The following is a 21,306-nucleotide window of genomic DNA, read 5'->3' as shown; positions in this document are numbered from 1 at the left end:
CTGTATCGCCCGGTAGGCGCCCGTCCCGCCGGGGCCGCGCATGGCACCGGGTCCCCCACACCTCTATGGTTACTGGCCATGTGGCCAGAAAATCAGCCGCCCGGGGGCGAGCAGAACCCGCAGGACCAGAGTCAGAACCCGTACCAGCAGCCGGGGTACCAGCAGCCGAACCCGTATCAGCAGCCGGGATACCAGCAGTCCGCGGGTGGCTACCAGCAGCCTGCGGGGGGCTACCAGCAACCTGCGGGTGGCCAGCAGCCGCAGCCGGGCGCGTACTCGCAGCCCGAGCAGTCGCACTGGGCGGCCCCGACGCCGCCGCCGATGCCGCAGCAGCAGACCGGCGGCGGACAGGGCGGTGGCGGCGGGAACAAGACGAAGGTCACCGCCATCGTGGCGGCGCTCGCCGTGGTGGTGGCGGCGGGCGTCACCGGTTTCCTGGTCTTCGGCGGCGATGACGACAAGAGCGACGAGGCGGGCCCGGCGAAGCCCTCGAAGTCCGCGAAGACGGACCCGAGCCCGTCGCCGAGCGACGACGGGAACGCGCGCGACGCCGACGACGAGAAGCCCATGATCGACGGCTGGCAGGTCGTCGTGAACCCCAAGTGGGGCACCGCGTTCGACGTCCCGCCGGACTGGAAGGTCCAGACGCCGGACACCTTCATCGCCTTCGACGACCGCAAGGAGGAGGGCGCGAAGACCATCATCGGCATGTCCGCCCCGGCGATCCTCAAGGACAAGTGGTGCACGTCCGACGACGACAAGGACGGCGAGCCCGACGACACCTCGCTCGCCGCGGTCGGCACGAAGGGCCAGGACGGGGCCAAGAACACCAAGGACATCGCGCGCAACGACTCGGCGTGGTGGGTCTTCGGCGGCTACACCGAGCAGACCAAGGCCGACAAGAAGAAGATCAAGATCGGCGAGATCAAGGACTTCACCACCAAGGCCGGGATCAAGGGCAGCGTCGCCACGTCGACGACGTCCGGTGCCGCCACGTCGGCCAAGTGCGACTCCGATGGCAAGGCGACCACGTTCGCCTTCAAGAACGGCGCGGGTGAGTTCGTCGCCTGGACCCTCTACGGCGCGAAGGGCGTCAAGGAAGAGGTCTCCGACGACCTCGTGCAGCAGATCCTCGGCACGGTGCGGCTGAGCAAGGAGACGTCCGAGGAGGAGGGGCGGTCCTGACGCTCCCCTGCGAGGCGCCCGAGAACCGCACGCGGAGTGCGCAGGAAACGGTTTGGCAAGTCGGCCGCCCGCCGGGGATAGTCCCGGGGTGACGATTCCCGCCTCCGCGCCGCGCCGCGGGCCCTCCTGGGCCGGCCGCAACTACACGCTCCTGACCGCCGCCGCGATCGTGACGAACCTCGGAAGCCACGGGGCGTTGATCGCGGCGGCGTTCGCGGTTCTCGACGCGGGAGGCGACGGCGGGGACGTCGGCCTCGTCGCCGCCGCACGGACGCTGCCGCTCGTGCTGTTCCTGCTCATCGGCGGGGCGATCGCCGACCGGCTGCCGCGCCACCACGTGATGGTCGCCGCCAACGTCCTCAACTGCGTGTCCCAGGCGGCCTTCGCCGTGCTCGTCCTCGCGGGCGAGCCCCAGCTGTGGCAGATGATGCTGCTCGGCGGGCTCGGCGGCATCGGTCAGGCCTTCTTCGGTCCTGCCGCGGAGGGCATGCTGATGTCGTCGGTCAGCGGCGAGCAGGTGGGCCGCGCGTTCGCGTTGTACCGCATGGCGATGCAGGGGGCGGGGCTCGGCGGGGCCGCGCTCGGCGGTCTGCTGGTCGCGGCGATCGGCCCTGGCTGGGTGCTCGCGGTGGACGCCGCCGCGTTCGCGGTCGCGGGGGCGCTGCGGTCCTTCCTCGACGTGAGTCACATCCCGGAGCGTGCGCCGGGCGAGGGGCTCATCGCCGACCTGCGGGACGGCTGGCGCGAGTTCACGGGGCGGCCCTGGCTGTGGTCGATCGTGGCGCAGTTCTCGGTGGTGGTGGCGGTGGTCGGCGCCGCCGAGTCGGTGTTCGGGCCGCTGGTGGCGCGGGACGAGCTGGGGGGTGCGGGGCCGTGGGGTCTGGCGCTCGGCGCGTTCGGGGCGGGCACGGTCTGCGGGGCGTTCCTGATGATGCGGTGGAAGCCGCGGCGCCTGCTGTTCGCGGGCACCCTCTGCGTCTTCCCGCTGGCCGCTCCTTCGGCGGCGCTCGCCGTGCCGCTGCCGGTCGCGGGTCTCGCCGCGGTGATGTTCGTCAGCGGCGTCGCGATCGAGGTGTTCGGCGTCTCCTGGATGACCGCGATGCACCAGGAGATCCCGGAGGAGAAGCTGTCGCGCGTCGCCGCCTACGACTGGTTCGGCTCGATCGCGATGGTCCCGCTGGCCACGGCGCTCGCGGGTCCCGCGGAGTCGGCGTTCGGCAGGACCCCGTCGCTGTGGGGCTGTGCGGCGCTGGTGGTCCTGGTGACGGCGGCCGTCCTCTTCGTACCGGACGTACGCAACCTGACGCGGCGCACGACGCACGTGGCGTCGGCCGGGACGCCGGCGGACCCGAAGCCGGACCCGCTCGCCGCCGCGGCCGGGGCGTCACCCGATGGAGAAGGCGCCGTCGGGCGGCTCGGGTGAGGGGACCGCTTCCGCGTCCCGCACCGGTCGCGCGTCCCCGATGAAGCGGTGCAAGGCGTCGCCGTGCTCGACGCGGGCGGGGAAGACGTCGGAGGCCGTGCGACGGGCCAGTGTCGCGACGTCGATGGGGTGGTGCGCGGCGATGAGCACGGCGTTCCCGAAGCGGCGTCCGCGCAGCACCGACGGCTCGGCGATCAGCGCGAGCTCCTCGAAGACCTCGGCGAACGTGGCGAGTTGGGAGCGGAGGAAGGCGAACGGGGCGCCGTCGGCGAGGTTCGCGGTGTAGTGCCCGCCCGGGCGCAGCACCCGGTCGGCGGTGCGCGCGTACGCCACGGTGGTGAGGTGCGCGGGCACGCGTGAGCCGCCGAACACGTCGGCGACGACGACGTCGGCGCTGTCGTCCGGCGCCGCGTCGAGCCACTCCCGTGCGTCGGCGCCGTGCACGTCGACCCCGCTCGTCCCGGTCAACGGCAGCCGCTCGGCGACCAGCCGGAGGAGTCCGCGGTCGGCCTCGACCACCTGTTGCCGGGAGCCCGGGCGGGTGGCGGCGACGTAGCGGGGCAGGGTGAGGGCGCCGCCGCCGAGATGGGTGACGTCGAGCGGGGCGCCCGGCTCGGCCGCGGTGTCGAGGAGGTGGGCGAGGCGGCGCGCGTACTCGAACTCCAGGTGGGTGGGGTCGTCCAGGTCGACGTACGACTGGGGCGCGCCGTCGACCGTGAGCAGCCAGGCGCGCGGTCTGTCGATGTCGGGCATGAGTCTGGCCGTGCCGTGGTCGACCCCCCGGGTCACCGGAACAGCTTCGTCCGGCTCCGCGCCCGCACTCCCGCCCGGGGCGTCCGCCCCGGCCCCGCCCTCGAACTCGTGCTCGTCCACGCCGTCCATTGTGCCCGCCCGCCCCGGGGGGCCGGTCCCCCCGGGGCGGGTGTGACGGACCGCGACCCGTCAGGCGACTCCGGTCACGGTGCCGGCGCCGACGGTGCGGCCGCCCTCGCGGATCGCGAAGCCGAGGCCGGTCTCCAGCGGTACGTCACGGCCCAGTTCGACCGTCATCGTGACGGTGTCGCCGGGGCGGGCCACGGCGGCCTCGCCGAGGTCGACGTCGCCGACGACGTCGGCGGTCCTGATGTAGAACTGCGGCCGGTACCCCGTGGCGATCGGTGTCGTACGGCCGCCCTCGCGGGCCGACAGGACGTACACCTGCGCGGTGAAGCGCCGACGTGGAGTGACGCTGCCGGGCGCCGCGACGACGTGCCCGCGTCGTACGGCGTCGCGTGGCAGACCGCGCAGCAGCAGCGCCACGTTGTCGCCGGCCTGCGCCTCCTCCATCGGTTTGCCGAAGGTCTCCAGGTCGGTGACCACCGTCTCCGTGTCGGCGCCGAGGACCTCCACGCGGTCCCCGAGCCGGACGGTGCCGCGCTCCACGGCGCCGGTGACGACGGTGCCGCGCCCGGTGATGGTGAGCACGTTCTCGACGGGCAGCAGGAACGGCGCGTCGAGATAGCGCTCCGGCATCGGCACGTAGGTGTCCACCGCGTCGAGGAGGGCCTCGATCGCGGACGTCCACCGCGGGTCGCCTTCGAGGGCCTTCAGCCCGGAGACCCGTACGACGGGGACGGAGTCGCCTCCGTATCCGTGCGCGGAGAGCAGATCACGGACCTCCAGCTCGACGAGGTCGGTGAGCTCCTCGTCACCCGCGTCCGCCTTGTTGAGGGCTACGACGATGTGGTCGACGCCGACCTGCCGGGCGAGCAGCACGTGCTCGGCGGTCTGCGGCATGATCCCGTCGAGCGCCGACACGACGAGGATCGCCCCGTCGAGCTGGGCGGCGCCGGTGACCATGTTCTTCACGTAGTCCGCGTGGCCGGGCATGTCCACGTGCGCGTAGTGCCGGGTGTCCGTCTCGTACTCGACGTGCGCGATGTTGATGGTGATGCCGCGCTGCGCCTCCTCGGGGGCGCGGTCGATGCGGTCGAAGGACACGTACTGGGTGGCGCCGCCGGTGCCGCGCTCGCTGAGGACCTTGGTGATGGCGGCGGTCAGGGTGGTCTTGCCGTGGTCGACGTGGCCCATCGTGCCGATGTTCAGGTGCGGCTTCGTACGGACGTATGCGGTCTTGGACATGGTGGTTCCTTCTCCGGAACTCGAAGCTGTTGTCCCGGACCGGCGGATGCGCGCGGTCGGTCGGGACGGGGACCCCGGGGGCCGGACCGACCCTCCCCCTCGGGGGTCCGCCGGAATGTCCGGGGAGGGTCAGCTTCGGGTGCCGTCGAAGGCGTCGGGTGCGAGGACGGCCGGCGTGTGGACGGCAGCCTTCGCAGCGCCCGCGACTGCGGGCGTGGCTGCGAGGAAGGCGTACCGGAACATGGGACTGATCCTCACCGAAGAAAACGCCCACGTCGAATGATTTTCGTGCGAACAGCACACAACGGGGGCCGAGTTGCCGACGGCCCGGGCGTCAGCGCACCCGAGGGCCGCCTGCCCACACGGCAGGCGTACGACCGGCCCACGGGCTCGCCTGTTCCAGCTGCCCGGCGAGACGGAAGAGCAGCCCCTCTTCCCCGTGACCGGCGGCGAACTGCATGCCTACCGGCAGCCCCGTCTCCGCGTCGGACGTCACGGGCACGGACATGGCGGGCGTGCCCGCGACGTTGAACGCCATGGTGAACGGCGAGCGGTCGTTGAGGCGTTCGATCCAGCCGAACCCGTCCAGCGCCTCCGCGCCCTGCCCGTACTCGCCCAGGAGCATGGGCGGCTCCGGCACGGTCGGGGTGAGCAGCAGGTCGTACGCGCCGAAGTAGCGCGCCAGACTGCGGGCGACCCGGTTGCGGACCGCGAGGGCGGCGACGAACTGGGGGCCGCTGACCCGTTGCCCGTACCGGTGTCCTGCCAGGGTCACCGGTTCGAGGGTGGAGGAGTCGACGGGCCTGCCGAACGCGGTGGCGAGCGCGTCGACCGAGGCGGCGAGGTTCGCCGTCATGAGGCGGGCGTTGGCGAGCACGAACTCGTCCCAGTCGACCCCGAGGTCGACCCGCGCCTCGGTCACCCGGTGACCGAGGGAGGCGAGCAGCCGCACGGTCCTGGAGACGGCGTCGGCCACGGGCGCGGTGGTGCGGCGCCCGCCCCACGCCCGGGTGAGGACGCCGATGCGCAGCTGCCCCGGCGCGCGGTCGACTTCTTCCGCGTACGGCCTGGGCGGGTGGGGCGCGGAGTAGGGGTCGCCCGGCTCCGGGCCGCGGATCTGGTCGAGCAGGACCGCGCTGTCGCGCACGGTGCGGCTGACGCTGCCCTGCACGCCCAGGCCGTTGAAGATCTCGTCGAAGTCGGGGCCCACGGAGACGCGGCCCCGGGTGGGCTTCAGCCCGAAGAGGCCGTTGTGGGCGGCGGGTATGCGGAGCGAGCCCGCGGCGTCCGTGGCGTGCGCGACGGGGACGATCCCGGCGGCGACGGCCGCACCGGCGCCGCCACTGGATCCGCCGGCGCTGCGCCGCGGGTCCCACGGGTTGCGGGTCGGGCCGTGGAACGCCGGTTCCGTGGTGATGCTATACGCCATCTCCGGGGTCGTGGTGCGTCCGAACGTCACCAGGCCGGCCCGCCGCAGACGCACCGCCAGCGAGGAGTCGGCGCCCGCGACGTGTCCGGCCGCGAGCCGGCTGCCCAGCTCCGTCCGCCGCCCGGCCATGGCGACCCCGAGGTCCTTGATCAGGAACGGGACCCCGGCCAGCGGCGCGCTGCCGGGGTCGGGGGCGGGCTCGTCGTCGGTGTCCCACGTCTCGACGACGGCATTGATCTCCGGGTTCACCCTCCGCACCGCCTCGCGTGCGGCCGCCGCCAGTTCGCCGGGCGTCACCTCACCCGCGGCCACCAGCTCCGCAAGTCCGACCGCGTCGTAGTTCACGTATTCCGAGACTTCCACTGCTTCCTCCTGTGTGCCGAGCGACCTCTGAATACCGCCAAGTTCCGCTCGATACCGAGCGGTATCGTGCGGGACGGACTGGTACCGTAGCAGCCATGACAGCGACCACCAGCAGGCCGAGCAGGGTGGCCAAACTCCCGCCCCGCGAGCGCATCCTCGACGCGGCGGAAGAGCTCTTCCAGAGCGAGGGCATCCGGCGGGTGGGAGTCCAGGCGATCGCCGACCGGGCCGAGACCACGAAGGCCGCGATCTACCGGCACTTCGAGACGAAGGACGCACTGGTCGCCGAGTGGCTGCGCATCGTCGCGGCCGACTATCAGGCCGCCTTCGACCGCGTCGAGGCCGCGCACCCCGACGACCCCGGGGAGCAGATCCTGGGCCTGGCCCGCTTCATCGCCGAGGGGCTGCCCACGCTCTCGTACCGGGGCTGCCCGTTCATCAACTCCCTCGCCGAACTGCCCGACCGCTCGCATCCCGCGCGACAGGTGATCGAGGAGCACAAGGCACGCCAGACCCGGCGGCTGGTCGCCCTGTGCGAGGGGGCTGGGCTGACCGACCCGGGACAGACCGCGGCCGAGATCACGTTCCTGCTCGAAGGGGCACAGGTCAGCACGCAGAACGGCAGCATCGACCGGGCCGGGTACCGCTTGATGCGCATGGTGGAGGCGTTGCTGGACCGAGGTCGGGCGGCGGCAGGGTCCTGAGGGTCGGTCAGAGGTTCTTCAGCGCTTCCCGCGCCGAGAGCGGCGACAGCCGGTCCCGTTCCCGCGCCACGAAGGCGCGCACGGCCTCCGGATCGGTCTTCGCGTACTCCCGCAGACACCAGCCGATGGCTTTCCTGATGAAGAAGTCGGGATGCCCCGACTGGCGCGCGCAGTAGGCGAAGAGCCGCTCCGCGTCGGTGTCCGCCTTGTGACGGAGCTGGTGGAGGAGGGCCGTCCTGGCCACCCACAGGTCGTCGTCCTCGATCCACTCGTCCATGACGGCCCGCAGCCGCGGATCCGCCGCGACCAGGCCGCCGACGACGTGCGAGGCGAGCGCGTCGACCGTGTCCCACCAGGGGCGCGTGGTCACGAGCCGCCGGGCGACGGGCAGGAAACCCGACGAGCAACGCTTCACGTGGCGGCGCAGGTAGTCGACGGCGAAGTAGGCGTACTCCCTCTCCGGCAGTTCCCAGCAGCGCAGCGCGATCGCCGCGCAGTCTTTTTCGTCCGGGCGCGGAGTGCCGGCGAGGACCGCGCGGGACAGGTCGCGGCGCACCGGTGAGGTCAGGCCGAGGAAGGGGGCGATGTCCTTCATGTACGCCCTCATCTGCGCGGACCTCTCCGGCTGTGCCGCCTCCGAGTAGGTCGTGACGAGCCGTTCGAGCACCGTGTCGGCGAGGTCGCTTCTCGGCACGGGTGTCGGGACTGTGACGCTCATGAGACGCACCATACGGCGATCAGACACATGGGCCGGTTACTCTTCCCGGATGTTCGAGACCGCCATCGCCCGCCCGCAGGGCCTCGCCGTGCGCTGCGCCAGGGCTCTGCTCTCGCCGTGGTCGCGGCTGTCCCTGCTCGTGGTGCTGCTGGCCGCGGCGGCGACGTGCGTCCTGCTCTTCGAGCCGCAGCGCGTCCTGTCCGACGGATGGCCCGCGCAGTTGGGCGGCGCCACGGCGGTGACCCTGTTCGCGGTGGCGTACGGGGCGTGCACGGCCGCGTTCGTGCCGCGTCCGCTGCTCAATCTGGCGGCGGGCGCGCTCTTCGGCTCGCAGGCGGGCCTCGGCGCGGCGATCGCCGGCACGGTGTTCGGTGCCGGGATCGCCTTCGGTCTCGGCCGGATGCTGGGCCAGGACGCGCTGCGGCCGTTGCTGCGGGGGCGCTGGCTGAAGGCCGCGGACGGCCAGCTCAGCCGGCACGGGTTCCGCTCGATGCTGGCGGTGCGGCTGTTCCCGGGCGTGCCGTTCGCCGCGGCCAACTACTGCGCGGCGGTCTCCCGCATGGGCTGGCTGCCGTTCCTGCTCGCGACGGGCCTCGGCTCGATCCCGAACACGGCGGCGTACGTGATCGCGGGCGCCCGCGCGTCGACGCCGACGTCGCCCGTCTTCCTGATCGCGATGGGGTTCATCGCGGTGACGGGTCTGGGCGGGGCAGCGGTGGCATGGTGCAAGCGCCACCACTTCCGCGACCGCTGAACCGCTTCTTCCGGTTCTTGTTCCGCTACAGCGCTTCCAGGACGGTCGCGTTGGCGAGTCCGCCCGCCTCGCACATCGTCTGCAGGGCGTACCGCGCGCCGCGAGCACGCATCGCGTGGACGAGGGTGGTCATCAGCCGGGCGCCGCTGGCGCCGAGCGGGTGACCGAGGGCGAGGGCACCGCCGTGCACGTTGACCTTCTCCGGGTCGGCGCCGGTCTCCCGCAGCCAGGCGAGGACGACGGCCGCGAAGGCCTCGTTGACTTCGAAGAGGTCGATGTCGTCGAGGGCCAGCGACGCCTTGCGCAGCACCTTCTCCGTGGCGGGCACGACGCCGGTGAGCATGAGGAGCGGGTCGGACCCGGTGACGGCGAAGCTGTGCAGCCTGGCAAGCGGACGCAGGCCGAGGCGGGCGGCGTGCTCGCTGGTGGTGATGAGGAGGGCGGACGCCCCGTCGTTGACCGGGCTCGCGTTGCCCGCCGTGACGGACCACTCGATCTGCGGGAAGCGCTCGCCGAAGTGCGGGTCGTAGTAGGCGGGCTTGAGTCCCGCGAGGACGTCGGGGGTGGTACCCGGCCGTACGGACTCGTCGCGGGTGAGACCGGCGACGGGTGCGGTCTCGGCGTCGAACAGGCCGGCGTCCCAGGCGCGCGCGGCGCGCTGGTGCGAGGTCGTCGCGAACGCGTCCATCCGTTCCCGTCCGATGGACCACTTGGCGGCGATGAGTTCGGCGCTGATGCCCTGCGGGACGAGCCCTTCTGGGTACCGCTGGGCGACACCGGGCCCGAACGGATCCGTCCCCTCAGGCACGTTCGACCACATCGGTACGCGGCTCATCGACTCCACGCCGCAGGCGACGGCCATGTCGTACGCACCCGATATGACGCCCTGCGCCGCGAAGTGCACGGCCTGCTGGGAGGAGCCGCACTGCCGGTCGACGGTGGTCGCGGGCACGGACTCGGGGAAGCCGGCCGAGAGCACGGCGTAGCGGGTGGTGTTCATGGCCTGCTCGGCGACCTGGTCGACGGTGCCGCCGATCACGTCGTCGATCAGGGCGGGATCGATTCCGGTGCGTTCGACGAGGGCGCGCAGGGTGTGGGCCAGGAGTTCGACGGGATGGACGGCGGCGAGGGCGCCCTGCGGCTTGCCCTTGCCGACGGGGGTGCGTACGGCTTCGACGATGACGGCATCACGCATGCTGCGAGCCTCTTTCGAACACCAGGGGAACGACCGGGAAACGCCCGGAAGACGACAAGGCAAACTTCAACGATCGCCCAGCGAGTAGGAATTTCAAACTCACTCTAGCCAGGCGAGTTGGAAATTCAAACCCTCGCCGGGATCCGCCCTACACTGCCCGCATGAAGGATCCGCGCCCCTGCTCGATCGCCGACGCCCTCGCGCTCGTCGGCGAGAAGTACTCCCTGCTCGTCCTGCGGGAGGTGTGTCTGGGCAATGAACGCTTCGACCAGCTGGTACGCAACATCGGCGCGCCCCGCGACGTCCTCGCGACACGCCTGCGCCGCCTGGTGGAGGCGGGCATCCTGGAGAAGGAGGCGTACAGCGAGCGCCCGCAGCGCTTCCGCTACCGGCCGACCCCCGCCGGGCTCGAACTGGAGCCCGTGCTCATGACGTTGATGGCGTGGGGCGACCGCCACCTGCGGGGGGACAGGGACCGCCCGATGGTCCTCGAACACGCCTGCGGCCACGAACTGGTCCCGGTGGTCACCTGTTCGGCCTGCGGCGACGCGGTGCGGCACGACGATCTCACCGCGCACCCCCAGGCACCTGGATGGACGACGGCGGGCCCGGCGCCACAGCCGCCGGTCGGCCCTGCCGCCGTCCCGTAACCCTGGCCCGCTACGCTGCCCCCACGACGGGGGACGTGATCCACCCCGAGCTCCGACGTCCCGCGAGCCCTCCCGACCACCCTCACTTAAGCCCTGCTTCAGCCACGCCCCTCTATGACCGCTACGACCGCGTTCGCGGCCCGATGATCAGTACTTGGACGGCGCAGTTTTCATGTCTTGGCTTGAATCCTTCATCCTCGGGCTCGTCCAGGGGCTGACCGAGTTCCTCCCGATCTCCTCCAGCGCGCATCTGCGCCTGACCGCGGCGTTCGCGGGCTGGCACGATCCGGGGGCCGCGTTCACCGCGATCACCCAGATCGGCACGGAGGCCGCGGTGCTGATCTACTTCCGCAAGGACATCGCGCGCATCCTGTCGGCGTGGTTCGGTTCACTCTTCGGGAAGGTGCCGCGCTCGGACCACGACGCGCAGATGGGCTGGCTGGTCATCGTCGGCTCGATCCCGATCGGCGTCCTCGGCGTGACGTTCAAGGACCAGATCGAGGGCCCGTTCCGCGATCTGCGCCTGATCGCCACGACGCTGATCGTGATGGGCATCGTCCTCGGCATCGCCGACCGCCTGGCGGCCCGCGACGAGACGGGCGGCAAGCACCGGGCGGTGCGGGAACGCAAGAGCCTGAAGGAACTCGGCGTCAGGGACGGCCTCATCTACGGCCTCTGCCAGGCGATGGCCCTGATCCCCGGCGTCTCACGCTCGGGCGCCACGATCAGCGGCGGCCTGCTCATGGGCTACACCCGCGAGGCCGCGGCCCGCTACTCCTTCCTCCTCGCCATCCCCGCGGTCCTCGCCTCCGGCGTCTTCGAACTGAAGGACGCGGGCGAGGGCCACGTCTCCTGGGGCCCGACGATCTTCGCCACGATCATCGCGTTCGTGGTCGGCTACGCGGTGATCGCCTGGTTCATGAAGTTCATCACCACAAAGAGTTTCATGCCGTTCGTCTACTACCGGGTCCTGCTGGGCATCGTGCTGTTCGTACTGGTGGGCATGGGTGAGCTGAGCCCGCATGCGGGTGAGTCTGCGGGCTAGGCCGGGGAGGATCGCGGGTCGGTGGCACGTTGCCGTGGCGCCGATTCCCTCCCCCTTCTCGTAGAAGCTCGCATGTTCTCGCAGCGTGGCGCGGCAACTTGCGCGGGAGTTGTCCCAGAACTCTCCCAGTCGCTCTCCCGCACAGCTGGCGCTCCCACCGGAGCGGGGGTGGGGCGTGGGCGCTAGATCCCTTCGACGAGATCGGCGAGTCGGTGAGGCTGATCAGCGATGCATGCGCGGCGCGATTCTGCTCGTCGCTCAGCGATCTCCACCAGGCTCGTGCTGCTCGCAGCACGTCGTCAGCGAACTCGTCGACCCTCAGGATGAGACTGTCGTCCTTCCAGTTCCGGTGCCAGCTGACGCCCCGCTCCCCCGGAGCGAGGAAGATGAAGTCCTTGAGTACCTCTCTGGCGCTCTGACTCTCGATGTCGGCTGATCCACCGTGGAGAAGAGCACAGCGCAGGGCGTAACAGTCGCCGGCCGACAGGAACGTCGTACTCACGGGCGGACAGCCGACGTTGCTCGTGTTAGGTGGGGATCAGATGCCTGTCGACCCACGCCTTGTAGTCCTTCTACGTCGCAGGGTCGCGCGCATCACGACCCGATGACAGCCTGCACCGGCCGACCCCATGGGGCCTACCGTGGCTCGCCTAGCCGACCTCTGGGGGCACATATGCGCGTTCGCGCTACCGCGGTCTCGACCACTCTGCTTCTCGCCGCGCTCATCGCCTGCGGCAGCGACGACGGCGACCCCGACGAGAAGTCGGCCACCGGCAAGACAGGGGCCCCTTCGAAGCGGGTCGACTGTACGGACGAGTACCTCAGCCAGAAGGAGTGGACGGATCACTGCGCCGGCAAGGAAGGCACCGGTACCGGCGGAGACGGGACCGAAGGACTGGCGAAGACCCGGAAGCTCGGTGAGCCGGCGCAGACCATCGGCGATGGAGGGACCGGCGTTCTCCAGATCACCCCCGACACCGTCGTGTACGTGAAGAAGGACGGCACCGAGCCCGCGGCGAACGGGGTCTTCGCCGTGATCACCTTGAAGGACAAGGCGATGACGGGCGCCGCAGCCGACGAGGTGCCACCAGCTGGCGGTGGAGGCTGGAAGTGGATGGCCCCCGACGGGGAAGCCATCGACGAAGGCGGCGGCGAGTCGTACAACATCGTTGTCGACAGGTACAACAACGAAGGCCCGGTGCAGCCCGGTACCTATCAGCGGCGGCTACGGGCATTCGACCTCACGCCCGCGCAGGCCAAGGGCGGCACCCTCATCTACGTGGACGGTGAGGAAACCGCGCACCGCTGGAAGGTGCCCGCCACCGACACTGGGCCGGACGTCGCCGAGCTGAAGAGGCAACTCGCAGAGTAGACGCAGAAGAGCCCCCGCCACCTGCGCAAGGCAGGAGGAGGGGGCTCCGGCTACTCGGCGGGCTCTTGCGGTGGGATGTCCGGCTCGGAGAACAGGCCTTCAGCGCTGGGCTGGGGCGGTGGATCGGCGTGGCCGAGCGGTACGAGGCAGCTAGGGATGTCGCCGGAGTTGTACCAGTGCGGCGACCGGGCCAGCCACTTCAAATAGGCCTTGGCCGGTGACCTGTAGCCGGGGGCCCTTGATGTAGCCCAAGCCCCAGCGGATCTGCGTCCGATAGTTGGTGAGGTAGTGGGACCTGCGTTCGGCACGCTTCAACGGATCGTCACTGCGCAAGGATCGGGTGCCGAGGCGGTGCTCGCTTACTACTACGACGACGCCCTAACTCCGGCCCGAGTTCAAGACGGGAAGAGCCGCGTCATGGGATAGCAAGCAAATACACGGTCCAGCCCCCCTCGGCATCTATGAAGCCGACTGCGTACACCGTCGGTTGCGCCGATCAAGCCAGGCCCGGCCGTACACGTGCATGCAGGGCTGACTGCACGATCAGCCATGCTGCGGACATGGAGTCGCCGGTGTTTCCTGAGGACATCTGGTGCTGGTTCTGGTTCTGGTTCTGGGGAGGCTGAAGCTTCCGGTGAACGAGAACGGCACTCCTGAAGAGTTCCGTGTCCTGTCCACTGTGGTCAAGGTGGAGCCGTGGTCATCGACGGTCGCCGAGCGTCTGCCGTATGCGGTGGTCGAGCTCGTCGACGAGCACTACGTCGATGGCCTGGACCCTGATGGCCTGGAGACGGTGATCTCGACGTTGCAGGGTCGGCTGGATCAGATGCGGGCGACGGGCGACGCATCGCCGGCTGGCTGAGGTGCGGGCCGAGTGGGTGGGCCCGGTCCGCCGCAGTCTGATCGCCTGAGCGGCGCCTCGCTGGTTGGCGGGGCGCCGAAGGCACAAGGAGATGCCACCACCTGGCACGGGTGGGGGCATCTCCGCGTTCAGGTGATGGCGCCTGCCGGTGCGGCGGCTATCGGTCAGGGAATCAGCTGAGCTTAACGCCCATTCGCTCGGACGCTTTCTCGGTGCCCTTCGTGTCCCACCACTCGAAGAGATGTGTGCGGATCAGGAGTGCTAGATACTTGACGCGGTCAGGGTCTAGGTCGCCGCTGACCAGGCTTGCTTCTGGGCCTTTGTAGTCGAGGGAGACTCGCCAGAGTTCCCCTCGTGCTCGAACTTTGAGTTCCACCATGAGGTGCGGATACACCTCGGGTACGTGCAGTTCGAGGACTTCAATTGAGAACCCGGGGTGTTCTTGCTGTATCCCCAGGGTGACTTTGCCCAGCGCGTCTTCCACTTGCCCGGAAGTGGCCATAGGTAGCCTTTCTAGCACTTAGCCTTGGCGGAGCGCGCAGTGTACTGCACTGTAGCCGTGATGATCCCTTGCGGGGTGATTCCGCCCGGCTTCCCTCCAAGGGGCCCTCTATTGTAGACCACTTTGAAGTTCTTCTTAGGGTTTGGGGTGCAGCCTTCTCCCGGCTTGTTCCGGAAGACCACGCCAGGCGTCTGCTCGTACCCCTTCCAGAGCGTATCGCTGATCTTGCTCTTGAAGGAGGCGTTCCACCTGCCGCGTGCGGCGATGTGCCTGAAGCCCCACTTACTGTTTCCGCAGCGCAGTGGGATCTTCGAAGGTCCGCGGTGGAACGTGTAGACAATCTTGCTGCTGGGCTGCTTTCCCTTGCACGGTTCGGTCTTCGCCTTATCAGCCTGCGCAGCACTGTCCGATGCCTGGGGATTTGCATTAGCCGACGGCGCGCAAAGCGAGAGGCAGACTGCCCCTGCAACTGCAGCAAGAGATAGTGCGACTTTGCGAAGGTTCACCTGGTTCACCCTTCTGCAAATCGGCCGTAGAGGCCCGCGCCGGGATCACCCGACCCTCCCGGAGCCTACTTGCATTTCCGTCCTCAGGGTTACACGGAAATTCCGATGCACCGATAGGGTTTACCTTTCACCATCCGTCGCGCAGGTGGGGTGAGGTTCCATTCTTTGTTTTACCGCCCACCCCCTCATCCCCTCCAGGGACTCCCTCGTATCCGGCGATTAGTCCACGCACAGCGAAACCCCCGTACCGGATCGCTCCGAGCGGGGGCATTGTGGTGTCGAGGCGGGTACGGAGGCGGACCGCATTTGAAGTGAGACTGGATCTACATGCCCGGTGTGGTGCCGTGTGGGCTATAGCCTCCTTACGGCCTCTTCGGCTGCTTTTGCTTCCGCCCGGTATGCCCTTGCTTTTGGGCCAGGCGCGTCAAGGTCTGTGGAGCCCGGATACCCGATCTCGTTCACTTCGCCCGAGGGGCCAAGCTTCGCGTAGCGGTCGCTTGCGAAGCTGTCCAGGAGGTGCCGACTGGTGGTCCGGTACCGCTCGGAGTTTCCCCCGATCTCCTGAAGGCTGAAGATTGCGCCCATGCGTTCGGCGTGGCTGCCGCTTCCGAGGAGTTTCACCGCGGTCACGTACTGTTCGGTCGCTTGTGCGTCTCGGTCGCGTGCGGCCGCCTCCCTGTCTTTCTGGCGGTCGTAAGAGTGCTGCTTCTGGGTTTGTCGGAACTGCTGTTGTGCTAGGGCAAACTATTGTTGGGCAAGGGTGAACTGTTCCTGGGTGTGGGCGAATTGTTCCTGGGCGAGCTTGTGGCTGCGGTGGGTGTAGAGCAGCCCCAGAGCGGCGAGGGCCCCCGCGCCTACAGCTACGAGCATCGTGCGGAAACCTGTGATCACGACGCCATCGGCGGGCTGGAGGTTGTCTTTCCGCAGGTGCTCGCCGTCGAACCACCACGGCCCCTTCCACAGGAGGAGGGCGTAGCCGAGGATCACAATGAGGGTGCCGAGCACGAGGCCGGCCTTCTTCCACCCGTTCATGGTGAGCATCTTGGTCTGGCTGGTGCACGATCATGCGCGCTACGCGGATATCAGAGGGACATTTGAGCGTCGCTACCGTGCGTCGCCGAGGGGGGTGCGCACTGCCGATGGAACCCGTCATCGCGGGTGCGGTGGCGCAGCACGAGGGGCGCGTCTTGCTGGTCCGGCGCCGCGTCCCGGAGCGGGGGCTGGTGTGGCAGTTCTGGCGGGGAAGGTTGACGCTGGTGAGTCGGTGTTGGAGGCGGCGGGTTGTGTGTACGTGTCCTGCCGGTGGTTGTCGGGTGAGGCTCGTGCGGCGTCTCCGCGGGAGGTGCGCAGACCGCGTGGGTGTCGGTGGATGAGCTGGCGGAGCGGAGCCCGGGCGGGTGTACCCGCCGGTGTGGGAGTACCTGACCGGGTCGGCGCTGCCCTGACTCTCGGCGACGCCCCCGCCGGTTCTGGGCGGGGGTGTCGCGATGCCTAGTCTTCAGCAACCGGCCGTTCTCCGTCGTCAAGCTGCTCGTCGGCTTGGGCTTGGTCGTCGATGGCGATACGGACGGGTGTGCCGGTGCCGTTGGTGCGTGGCCTGTCGATGACTGTCTGCACCGCCCTCGTGATCTTGTTCTGAATATGGCCGGCGATTGCGCGGGTGACGGGGCTGTGAGTATCGCGGGTGACGTGGGCGAGGCTGATGATCGCGGCGACGAGGCTCGGACCGGAGAGGCGGACTTCGACGAAGCCGTCCTCGTCGTTGACGGCGCCGGGGATGTGGAAGTGCTCGGCGTTGCCCGCGGTCTGGACGAGGAAGGCCCACGTGTCGCGGTGGGCTTCGAGGGTGGCGTGAGCGATGCCGGCTGCAGCTGTGAGGATCTCGTCGTCGGGAATGTCGGGGTCGTAGTCGACGGGCTCGGTGAATCCGACGACGCGCTCACTGTCGACGTTCTCGGTGGGTTCTGGTAACGGTGTCGGGGTGGGCTCTACGGCGGGCTCAGGAGCAGGTCGCGGGGCGGGCGAAGCCTGTTCGGCGCGTGCTTTGAGCTGGCTGTCGAGGCCGCTGACGCTGCTGCGGATGGCGACGAGTTCGGTGCTGATCCGGGCGAGCGGGTCGCTAATCGTGTCACGGGTGCGGTCGAGTCCGTCGCGGATCACGGCCCTGTTTTCGGTGAGCCCGGTGTTGATGGCGGCGGTGGTGTCCTGTCGAACCTGGTCGATGGCGAGCTGCTGGTCACTGACCTGCTGTTTGAGTGCGGCGAGGTCGGTGCCGATGCGTCCGAGCTGGTCGATCATCTGCCGTAGCAGTTCAGCATTGTCGTTACCGAAGATCGCCATCGGCCCCCCTGTGGTCGTCGGATGACGTGGCCAGAGTGGAGCCCGGTCGACATGCCGACAAGCGCGTGAACTGGCCAACGGGGGCACATTCCCGGCGCACGTACCGGAACCCGCTACAAGAAGTTCCTGTCCCTCGGTCGAGGGCGTCGTCGTGTCTGAGGGGGGCGTGCTCCGCGTTGGTTGAGTCATGGATATCGATGATCTGCCAAGCGTGGCCCCGCCTGAGGACTCGTTGGACTTTGAGCTGTGGGATCTCCTGGAGAGGGGCGGGGGTGAACGGGTGCCGCTGCTGAGTGTGGAGGAGTTCCGTGCGGCGGTGCTTTTGCTTCGAGTGCTGGCTGCCGGGGATGGCGTGGGGCATGAGCAGGCCCTGACTTTGTCCGGCCGGATCTCCCGCCGGCTTCCCGAGAACTAGTCCGCACACAACGACGCCCCGCCCAGTCCGGGCAGAACGTCGTCGTGTGTGTGCCGTTTCGGTCGGCATCGACGGTGCATGGATACGGCTGTCAGGCCATCGCTGGAGCTGGCGTGTCGATGTCGGCGAGCCAGGCTTCGCGGCCGTCGACGAGGCAGCGCATGACGCCGTTGAAGTCGTTTCCGAGGAGGATGCTCAGGCCGTAGATGAGGGCCCATGCCGCGTCGGATTCGTCCGGGTAGTTTCCGTCGCCATAGTGCTTGGCGAGGCTCCGCATAAAGGAAGGCATCCATGGGGAGCTGTGACCGGCGGGGGCTGGGGCATTACAGTGCGGCTGATACGCAGTCGACGATGGGGTTGAACTCGTGTCCGGTGTGGATGTAGAGCTGGTCGAGTTGCGCGAGGGCGACGCGTAGCTTGTGGGGCCATTGTTGGCGCGGGCCGTATTGGCGCTTCATGGCGAGCTTGATTTCGCTCTGCAGTTCAAGATGGTCGTCACTGATCATGCTTCATGGTCGTGCGGGCCGACTGTCTCGCTGGTCGCGGCACGCCAGGCTGGCAGGTGAACCTGCCGGTGCACAGTGGCCGACTGCCCCCGCGCCGGAGTGTTCCGGGCGGGCGCTTTCCTGTGCGTCAGTGGCAGTGCAGAGCACGCCGGTGTATTTGTGATTTCGTCCGCAGCGTTGGTGCATGCGGCCGGCCCACGCGGTGAGTTCGCCGGCTTGGTCGGGGTGGGCGTCTGTGGCCGTGGTGAGGGACTGTGCGGTTTCGGAGGCGGTGGAGAGGCACGGCTGCACCTGGGTCAACTGGAGGATGTCGTCGGGCAGTTGTTCGCGGGTGCCACCGGGCGGGGGCAGTGGCCCGTCGGCCACGGCGGCTCCTTCGGCGGTCCGTCAGTTGACGAGTGGGTCGACGAGGTCGACGACGGTGATCGTGGCGGTGAGGTCGCTGACGAGGACTAGGACGATGAGGCGGCTCAGTCCGGCGAAGAGCATGCGGACGGGGCCGGGTACGTCCTGGCCGTAGGGTTCGGTGACTCGCTCGTGCTCGGTGGGGAGCCGGTCGAAGAGGGCGATGAGCTCGGCTTGATCTCCCACGGGCAGCGCCTTGATCTGGCGGCGGATGTCGCGTGGGACGACGAGCTGGTAGGTCACGCTGCGCTATTTTGCCGCTTCGGCGTGTTCTGGCGCAGGTCGTTCAGGAAGTCGCCGGTGCCACCGTCGTCGGCGTATTCGGGCGGGAGTTCCCCGCCGTGCTGCTTGGCGTACTCGAGGAGCGCGTCGGCCTTCGGGGCGACGTCGTCGCGCCAGTGTTCGACGAACCGCTGCCAGCGGGCGAGGATGTCCGGGAGCTGCGGCAGCGGGGTGAGGTTGACCTCGCGGAGGAATTCCTGCCGGGTGTTGGCGGCGGGGATGGCGTGGGCGATCGAGTCGATGGTCCACGGCTGGTCGCTCATCGTCGTCCTCCCGGGCGGTGCATTCACGATCCCTGATTAGCACGGTACCGCCTGGGTGGGTGGGTGGGTGGGTGGACGGGGGGAATGGGCTGGTGGGCGGCCGTGACCGTTTCCCGCCGCTGATTGATCACCGTATGGATGATGATGTGATCGGTCCCGCGCCACACGACGAGCTGCTGCCTACGCTCACGCTGTCGGAGGCGCAGGATGTGGTGACGGTGCTGGCTACGGTGGTGGCCGGCCGGATGTCGGTTGTGTTGTCGAATCTCGCCGCCAGGGTGCCTTCGCGTAAGTAGGCGGGTGCTACTGGTCAGGCTCGCGGGCAGCGTGGATGAATGCTGCCGCCGCTTTCCAGTACGCGGACACGGCGGGCCCGAAGTCTGATGCTTGACGTGTTCCATCGGCTACGGCCTGGAGTGTCTTGTACACGTGCGTTGACACGGCGTGCACGGCGTCCGCTGCCGGTTGTGATGATCTTCTGCCGTCGAGTGTGACTACGTTGAGCTGTCGATGAAACTCGCCGTATCCGGTCCGCATCTCCTCCAGGTGCTGGGCCAACGCAGCCTCTCGCTCAGTGTGGGATTTCATGCCGAGGATCGTCGGCACCTTGCGGTAGAGGTCACCCATCACGTTGATCTGATCGATGAAGGCGAGGTGGGCTGCCCGCATCCTGTCTTGGTGCATGGTGGATCGCTGCGCGGCGGCCGAGACTTCCGCCTGCACGCGCGCAGCGTCGGCGTTTCCACGGCTAGTGACCCAGCTCGCCGCGATCGCGGTGCCAGCGGTCAGGACAGCTACCCATATGGCGGGATCCCCCATAGTGGGAGTCTGGCGAAGGCGTTCCTTTCCCGACAGGGGTCGGTTATACGACGCGCTTCTCACTGGCGGGTGCGAAGAGGCCGGGGCGCGGAGCAGTGAGGATGTTGAGGTGACGGGTGGCGGGCTGGGCTTCGTCGTCGCTGGTCATCACTCGCCCGCCTTCTCCAGGTCCCAGCGTCGGTTGTCGCTGCCGCTTCGGTGGTCGACGGCCCGTCGTGGGCAGGCCGGCCGTCGTGTATGGCGTTCCAGTCGACGTCAAGAAGGGCCCGGTCGAGTGCGACGGTGCGGACGGTTGCGGGTGCGGCGACGTCATCTTCGGATTCGAATGCGATGACCTACCGCCCAGCGTCCACGGTGACGCCAGCGGGCAGGTGGACGGGGAGGAGACCGTCATGGGTACGAGCGTTGAGGTCGATCTCCAGGCGGACGAGTTCGGTCACCGCTTACCTCCGGGGACGATCTGCGTGCGGTCGTCTTCGGCGCGGATGTCGGCTGCGGTGAAGGTGATGCGACCACCGTCGTTGTGGTGGTGGATTTCGCGGGCGTAGCACTTCTGTTTGAGGACACGGACGCTCGTATATGGCAGGAGCCGCAGTTCGACGACCTCTTCGGGTGACCAGCGGCGGAGGTGGACGAGGTATTCGGCTTCGTCGAGCCGGTCGTACAGATCATGGAGCGATTCGATGGTGAGGTTCTTGAGGGGGATGCGCCTGGTCATGTGGCTCACTCTCGTTGCTGGTTGGAGATGAGTCCGCGTTCGCGGGCGACGCGGACGGTTGCGGTCCGTCGTTGACCGCGGGGTAGGTGAGTGACGCCGAGGCGGAGGTAGGCCTCGGCGAGGCGGGGGGACACTTGTTCACGGGGTCTGCCGATCCAGGTGGCGACGACGGCCAGGCTGGCGCCGTCGGCTGCGGCGGAGAGGACTTCGGCCTGTCAGGGCGTGAGGGGGCGCCGTGGCGGCCCTGGCGGCCTTCCGTGGCGCCGCTGGAGGGGGCTTCCCGGCTGAACGGCGAGGAAGACGGCGTGCGGGGTCGTTGGGCTCCCAGGTGCTGCCGGGCGCGCAGGGATGTGTCGTTGAAGGCTTGGCTGGTGAGGGTGAAGCCGTTGGCGATCAGGGGGAGCACTTCAAGCTGCTGGGCGGTCAACTTGCTCACGTCCGCCTCCTGGGGAGTCGGCCTTCGCGTGCGGCTTTCTCGCGGAGGGGCTTCTTCGATGACGCGGGCGGGAACGAGCCCGGGGAAGCAGCGGGCGAGGAGTTCCCCAGCTGCGGCGTTGACGTACTTGCGGGCCTGCGGGCGGCGGGCGGGTGGCGTCGGCTCGGTGGGGCGCGTCACGAGGCCGCCTCCGGCCGCTGCCGCCATGCGGCGGGGTCGTACTTGTGATCGCGGTCCGGCATGACGATGGGGTCGCGCACCACCTCGGGCAAATCAAGGGCGGGAGGGGCGCC

Annotated in this window: 24 protein-coding genes; 10 read left to right on the top strand and 14 right to left on the bottom strand. The window is 69.0% G+C overall.

Features of this window, described 5'->3' with window-relative positions; translation table 11 throughout:
- The first annotated feature begins 78 nt into the window (after positions 1-78).
- On the top strand, positions 79-1,185 hold the full coding sequence (locus AC07DO_RS36795) for a DUF8017 domain-containing protein (RefSeq protein ID WP_479066312.1): 1,107 nt from the start codon (positions 79-81) through the stop codon (positions 1,183-1,185).
- Between the two features lie 88 nt (positions 1,186-1,273).
- Positions 1,274-2,608, top strand: coding sequence for an MFS transporter (locus tag AC07DO_RS36790; protein WP_479066310.1), 1,335 nt, complete (start codon positions 1,274-1,276; stop codon positions 2,606-2,608).
- Here the strand turns inward: AC07DO_RS36790 and AC07DO_RS36785 are convergent.
- The 3 genes from AC07DO_RS36785 to AC07DO_RS36775 all read right to left on the bottom strand — a co-directional run bounded on the left by AC07DO_RS36785 (position 2,570) and on the right by AC07DO_RS36775 (position 6,521).
- Positions 2,570-3,361 (bottom strand): spermidine synthase, encoded by a 792-nt coding sequence (locus tag AC07DO_RS36785; RefSeq protein WP_479066427.1) that lies wholly within the window; start codon positions 3,359-3,361, stop codon positions 2,570-2,572. The genes AC07DO_RS36790 and AC07DO_RS36785 overlap by 39 nt on opposite strands.
- A 189-nt stretch (positions 3,362-3,550) precedes the next feature.
- The gene (gene tuf / locus AC07DO_RS36780; protein WP_479066308.1) at positions 3,551-4,729 is read right to left on the bottom strand and encodes an elongation factor Tu; all 1,179 of its coding nucleotides are present in this window, start codon (positions 4,727-4,729) and stop codon (positions 3,551-3,553) included.
- A 334-nt stretch (positions 4,730-5,063) separates the two neighbouring features.
- Positions 5,064-6,521, bottom strand: a complete 1,458-nt coding sequence (locus AC07DO_RS36775) for an amidase (RefSeq protein ID WP_479066307.1) — start codon at positions 6,519-6,521, stop codon at positions 5,064-5,066.
- Positions 6,522-6,616: 95 nt separating this feature from the next.
- On the opposite strand from AC07DO_RS36775, the gene AC07DO_RS36770 reads away from it, so the two are divergent.
- Positions 6,617-7,225 carry a TetR/AcrR family transcriptional regulator gene (locus AC07DO_RS36770; protein ID WP_479066305.1) on the top strand — a complete coding sequence of 203 codons (609 nt, stop codon included), beginning with the start codon at positions 6,617-6,619 and terminating at the stop codon, positions 7,223-7,225.
- A gap of 7 nt (positions 7,226-7,232) precedes the next feature.
- Here the strand turns inward: AC07DO_RS36770 and AC07DO_RS36765 are convergent, their stop codons facing one another.
- Positions 7,233-7,943, bottom strand: a complete 711-nt coding sequence (locus tag AC07DO_RS36765; protein WP_479066303.1) for a DNA alkylation repair protein — start codon at positions 7,941-7,943, stop codon at positions 7,233-7,235.
- 49 nt (positions 7,944-7,992) lie between these two features.
- On the opposite strand from AC07DO_RS36765, the gene AC07DO_RS36760 reads away from it, so the two are divergent.
- Positions 7,993-8,697: a TVP38/TMEM64 family protein gene (locus AC07DO_RS36760; RefSeq protein ID WP_479066301.1), complete on the top strand. Its 705-nt coding sequence runs from the start codon at positions 7,993-7,995 to the stop codon at positions 8,695-8,697.
- A 25-nt stretch (positions 8,698-8,722) separates the two neighbouring features.
- Here AC07DO_RS36760 and AC07DO_RS36755 read toward each other — a convergent pair whose 3' ends face one another.
- The gene (locus AC07DO_RS36755; RefSeq protein ID WP_479066299.1) at positions 8,723-9,892 is read right to left on the bottom strand and encodes a thiolase family protein; all 1,170 of its coding nucleotides are present in this window, start codon (positions 9,890-9,892) and stop codon (positions 8,723-8,725) included.
- Positions 9,893-10,053: 161 nt separating this feature from the next.
- On the opposite strand from AC07DO_RS36755, the gene AC07DO_RS36750 reads away from it, so the two are divergent.
- The 4 genes from AC07DO_RS36750 to AC07DO_RS36735 all read left to right on the top strand — a co-directional run bounded on the left by AC07DO_RS36750 (position 10,054) and on the right by AC07DO_RS36735 (position 13,821).
- Positions 10,054-10,542: a winged helix-turn-helix transcriptional regulator gene (locus AC07DO_RS36750; protein WP_479066297.1), complete on the top strand. Its 489-nt coding sequence runs from the start codon at positions 10,054-10,056 to the stop codon at positions 10,540-10,542.
- Positions 10,543-10,714: 172 nt separating this feature from the next.
- The gene (locus AC07DO_RS36745) at positions 10,715-11,587 is read left to right on the top strand and encodes an undecaprenyl-diphosphate phosphatase (RefSeq protein ID WP_479066295.1); all 873 of its coding nucleotides are present in this window, start codon (positions 10,715-10,717) and stop codon (positions 11,585-11,587) included.
- A 673-nt stretch (positions 11,588-12,260) separates the two neighbouring features.
- Positions 12,261-12,959, top strand: a complete 699-nt coding sequence (locus AC07DO_RS36740) for a hypothetical protein (protein ID WP_479066294.1) — start codon at positions 12,261-12,263, stop codon at positions 12,957-12,959.
- A gap of 592 nt (positions 12,960-13,551) precedes the next feature.
- Entirely contained in the window at positions 13,552-13,821 is a 270-nt protein-coding gene (locus AC07DO_RS36735) for a DUF6907 domain-containing protein (protein WP_479066292.1), read from the top strand.
- Positions 13,822-13,993: 172 nt separating this feature from the next.
- On the opposite strand, the gene AC07DO_RS36730 is transcribed toward AC07DO_RS36735, so the two are convergent.
- From AC07DO_RS36730 to AC07DO_RS36720, 3 genes are all read right to left on the bottom strand, one after another.
- Complete coding sequence (locus AC07DO_RS36730) at positions 13,994-14,323, bottom strand: hypothetical protein (RefSeq protein WP_479066290.1); 330 nt, start codon at positions 14,321-14,323, stop codon at positions 13,994-13,996.
- A gap of 1,250 nt (positions 14,324-15,573) precedes the next feature.
- A complete protein-coding gene (locus AC07DO_RS36725) occupies positions 15,574-15,861 on the bottom strand; it encodes a hypothetical protein (RefSeq protein WP_479066288.1) in 288 nt (95 codons plus the stop codon).
- Between the two features lie 459 nt (positions 15,862-16,320).
- Positions 16,321-17,169: a hypothetical protein gene (locus tag AC07DO_RS36720; protein ID WP_479066286.1), complete on the bottom strand. Its 849-nt coding sequence runs from the start codon at positions 17,167-17,169 to the stop codon at positions 16,321-16,323.
- 187 nt (positions 17,170-17,356) lie between these two features.
- On the opposite strand from AC07DO_RS36720, the gene AC07DO_RS36715 reads away from it, so the two are divergent.
- Complete coding sequence (locus AC07DO_RS36715) at positions 17,357-17,584, top strand: hypothetical protein (protein ID WP_479066284.1); 228 nt, start codon at positions 17,357-17,359, stop codon at positions 17,582-17,584.
- Positions 17,585-17,675: 91 nt separating this feature from the next.
- On the opposite strand, the gene AC07DO_RS36710 is transcribed toward AC07DO_RS36715, so the two are convergent.
- The 4 genes from AC07DO_RS36710 to AC07DO_RS36695 form a co-directional block, all read right to left on the bottom strand.
- Positions 17,676-17,861: a hypothetical protein gene (locus AC07DO_RS36710; protein WP_479066282.1), complete on the bottom strand. Its 186-nt coding sequence runs from the start codon at positions 17,859-17,861 to the stop codon at positions 17,676-17,678.
- 46 nt (positions 17,862-17,907) lie between these two features.
- A complete protein-coding gene (locus AC07DO_RS36705) occupies positions 17,908-18,090 on the bottom strand; it encodes a hypothetical protein (protein WP_479066280.1) in 183 nt (60 codons plus the stop codon).
- A 387-nt stretch (positions 18,091-18,477) separates the two neighbouring features.
- Positions 18,478-18,738: a hypothetical protein gene (locus AC07DO_RS36700; protein ID WP_479066278.1), complete on the bottom strand. Its 261-nt coding sequence runs from the start codon at positions 18,736-18,738 to the stop codon at positions 18,478-18,480.
- Positions 18,735-19,040: a hypothetical protein gene (locus tag AC07DO_RS36695; protein ID WP_479066276.1), complete on the bottom strand. Its 306-nt coding sequence runs from the start codon at positions 19,038-19,040 to the stop codon at positions 18,735-18,737. Before AC07DO_RS36695 ends, AC07DO_RS36700 begins: the two co-directional genes overlap by 4 nt.
- 92 nt (positions 19,041-19,132) lie before the next feature.
- Between AC07DO_RS36695 and AC07DO_RS36690 the strand changes: the two genes are divergently transcribed.
- Positions 19,133-19,336, top strand: coding sequence for a hypothetical protein (locus tag AC07DO_RS36690; RefSeq protein WP_479066274.1), 204 nt, complete (start codon positions 19,133-19,135; stop codon positions 19,334-19,336).
- Positions 19,337-19,343: 7 nt separating this feature from the next.
- On the opposite strand, the gene AC07DO_RS36685 is transcribed toward AC07DO_RS36690, so the two are convergent.
- Positions 19,344-19,763 (bottom strand): hypothetical protein, encoded by a 420-nt coding sequence (locus tag AC07DO_RS36685; protein WP_479066272.1) that lies wholly within the window; start codon positions 19,761-19,763, stop codon positions 19,344-19,346.
- A gap of 532 nt (positions 19,764-20,295) precedes the next feature.
- Positions 20,296-20,577 (bottom strand): hypothetical protein, encoded by a 282-nt coding sequence (locus AC07DO_RS36680; RefSeq protein WP_479066270.1) that lies wholly within the window; start codon positions 20,575-20,577, stop codon positions 20,296-20,298.
- Positions 20,578-21,306: the final 729 nt, after the last annotated feature.

Source organism: Streptomyces sp. NPDC045678 (genome assembly GCF_056432085.1).
Note: the sequence above shows the minus strand (reverse complement) of the source record. Positions and strands in the feature narration are given on the sequence as shown.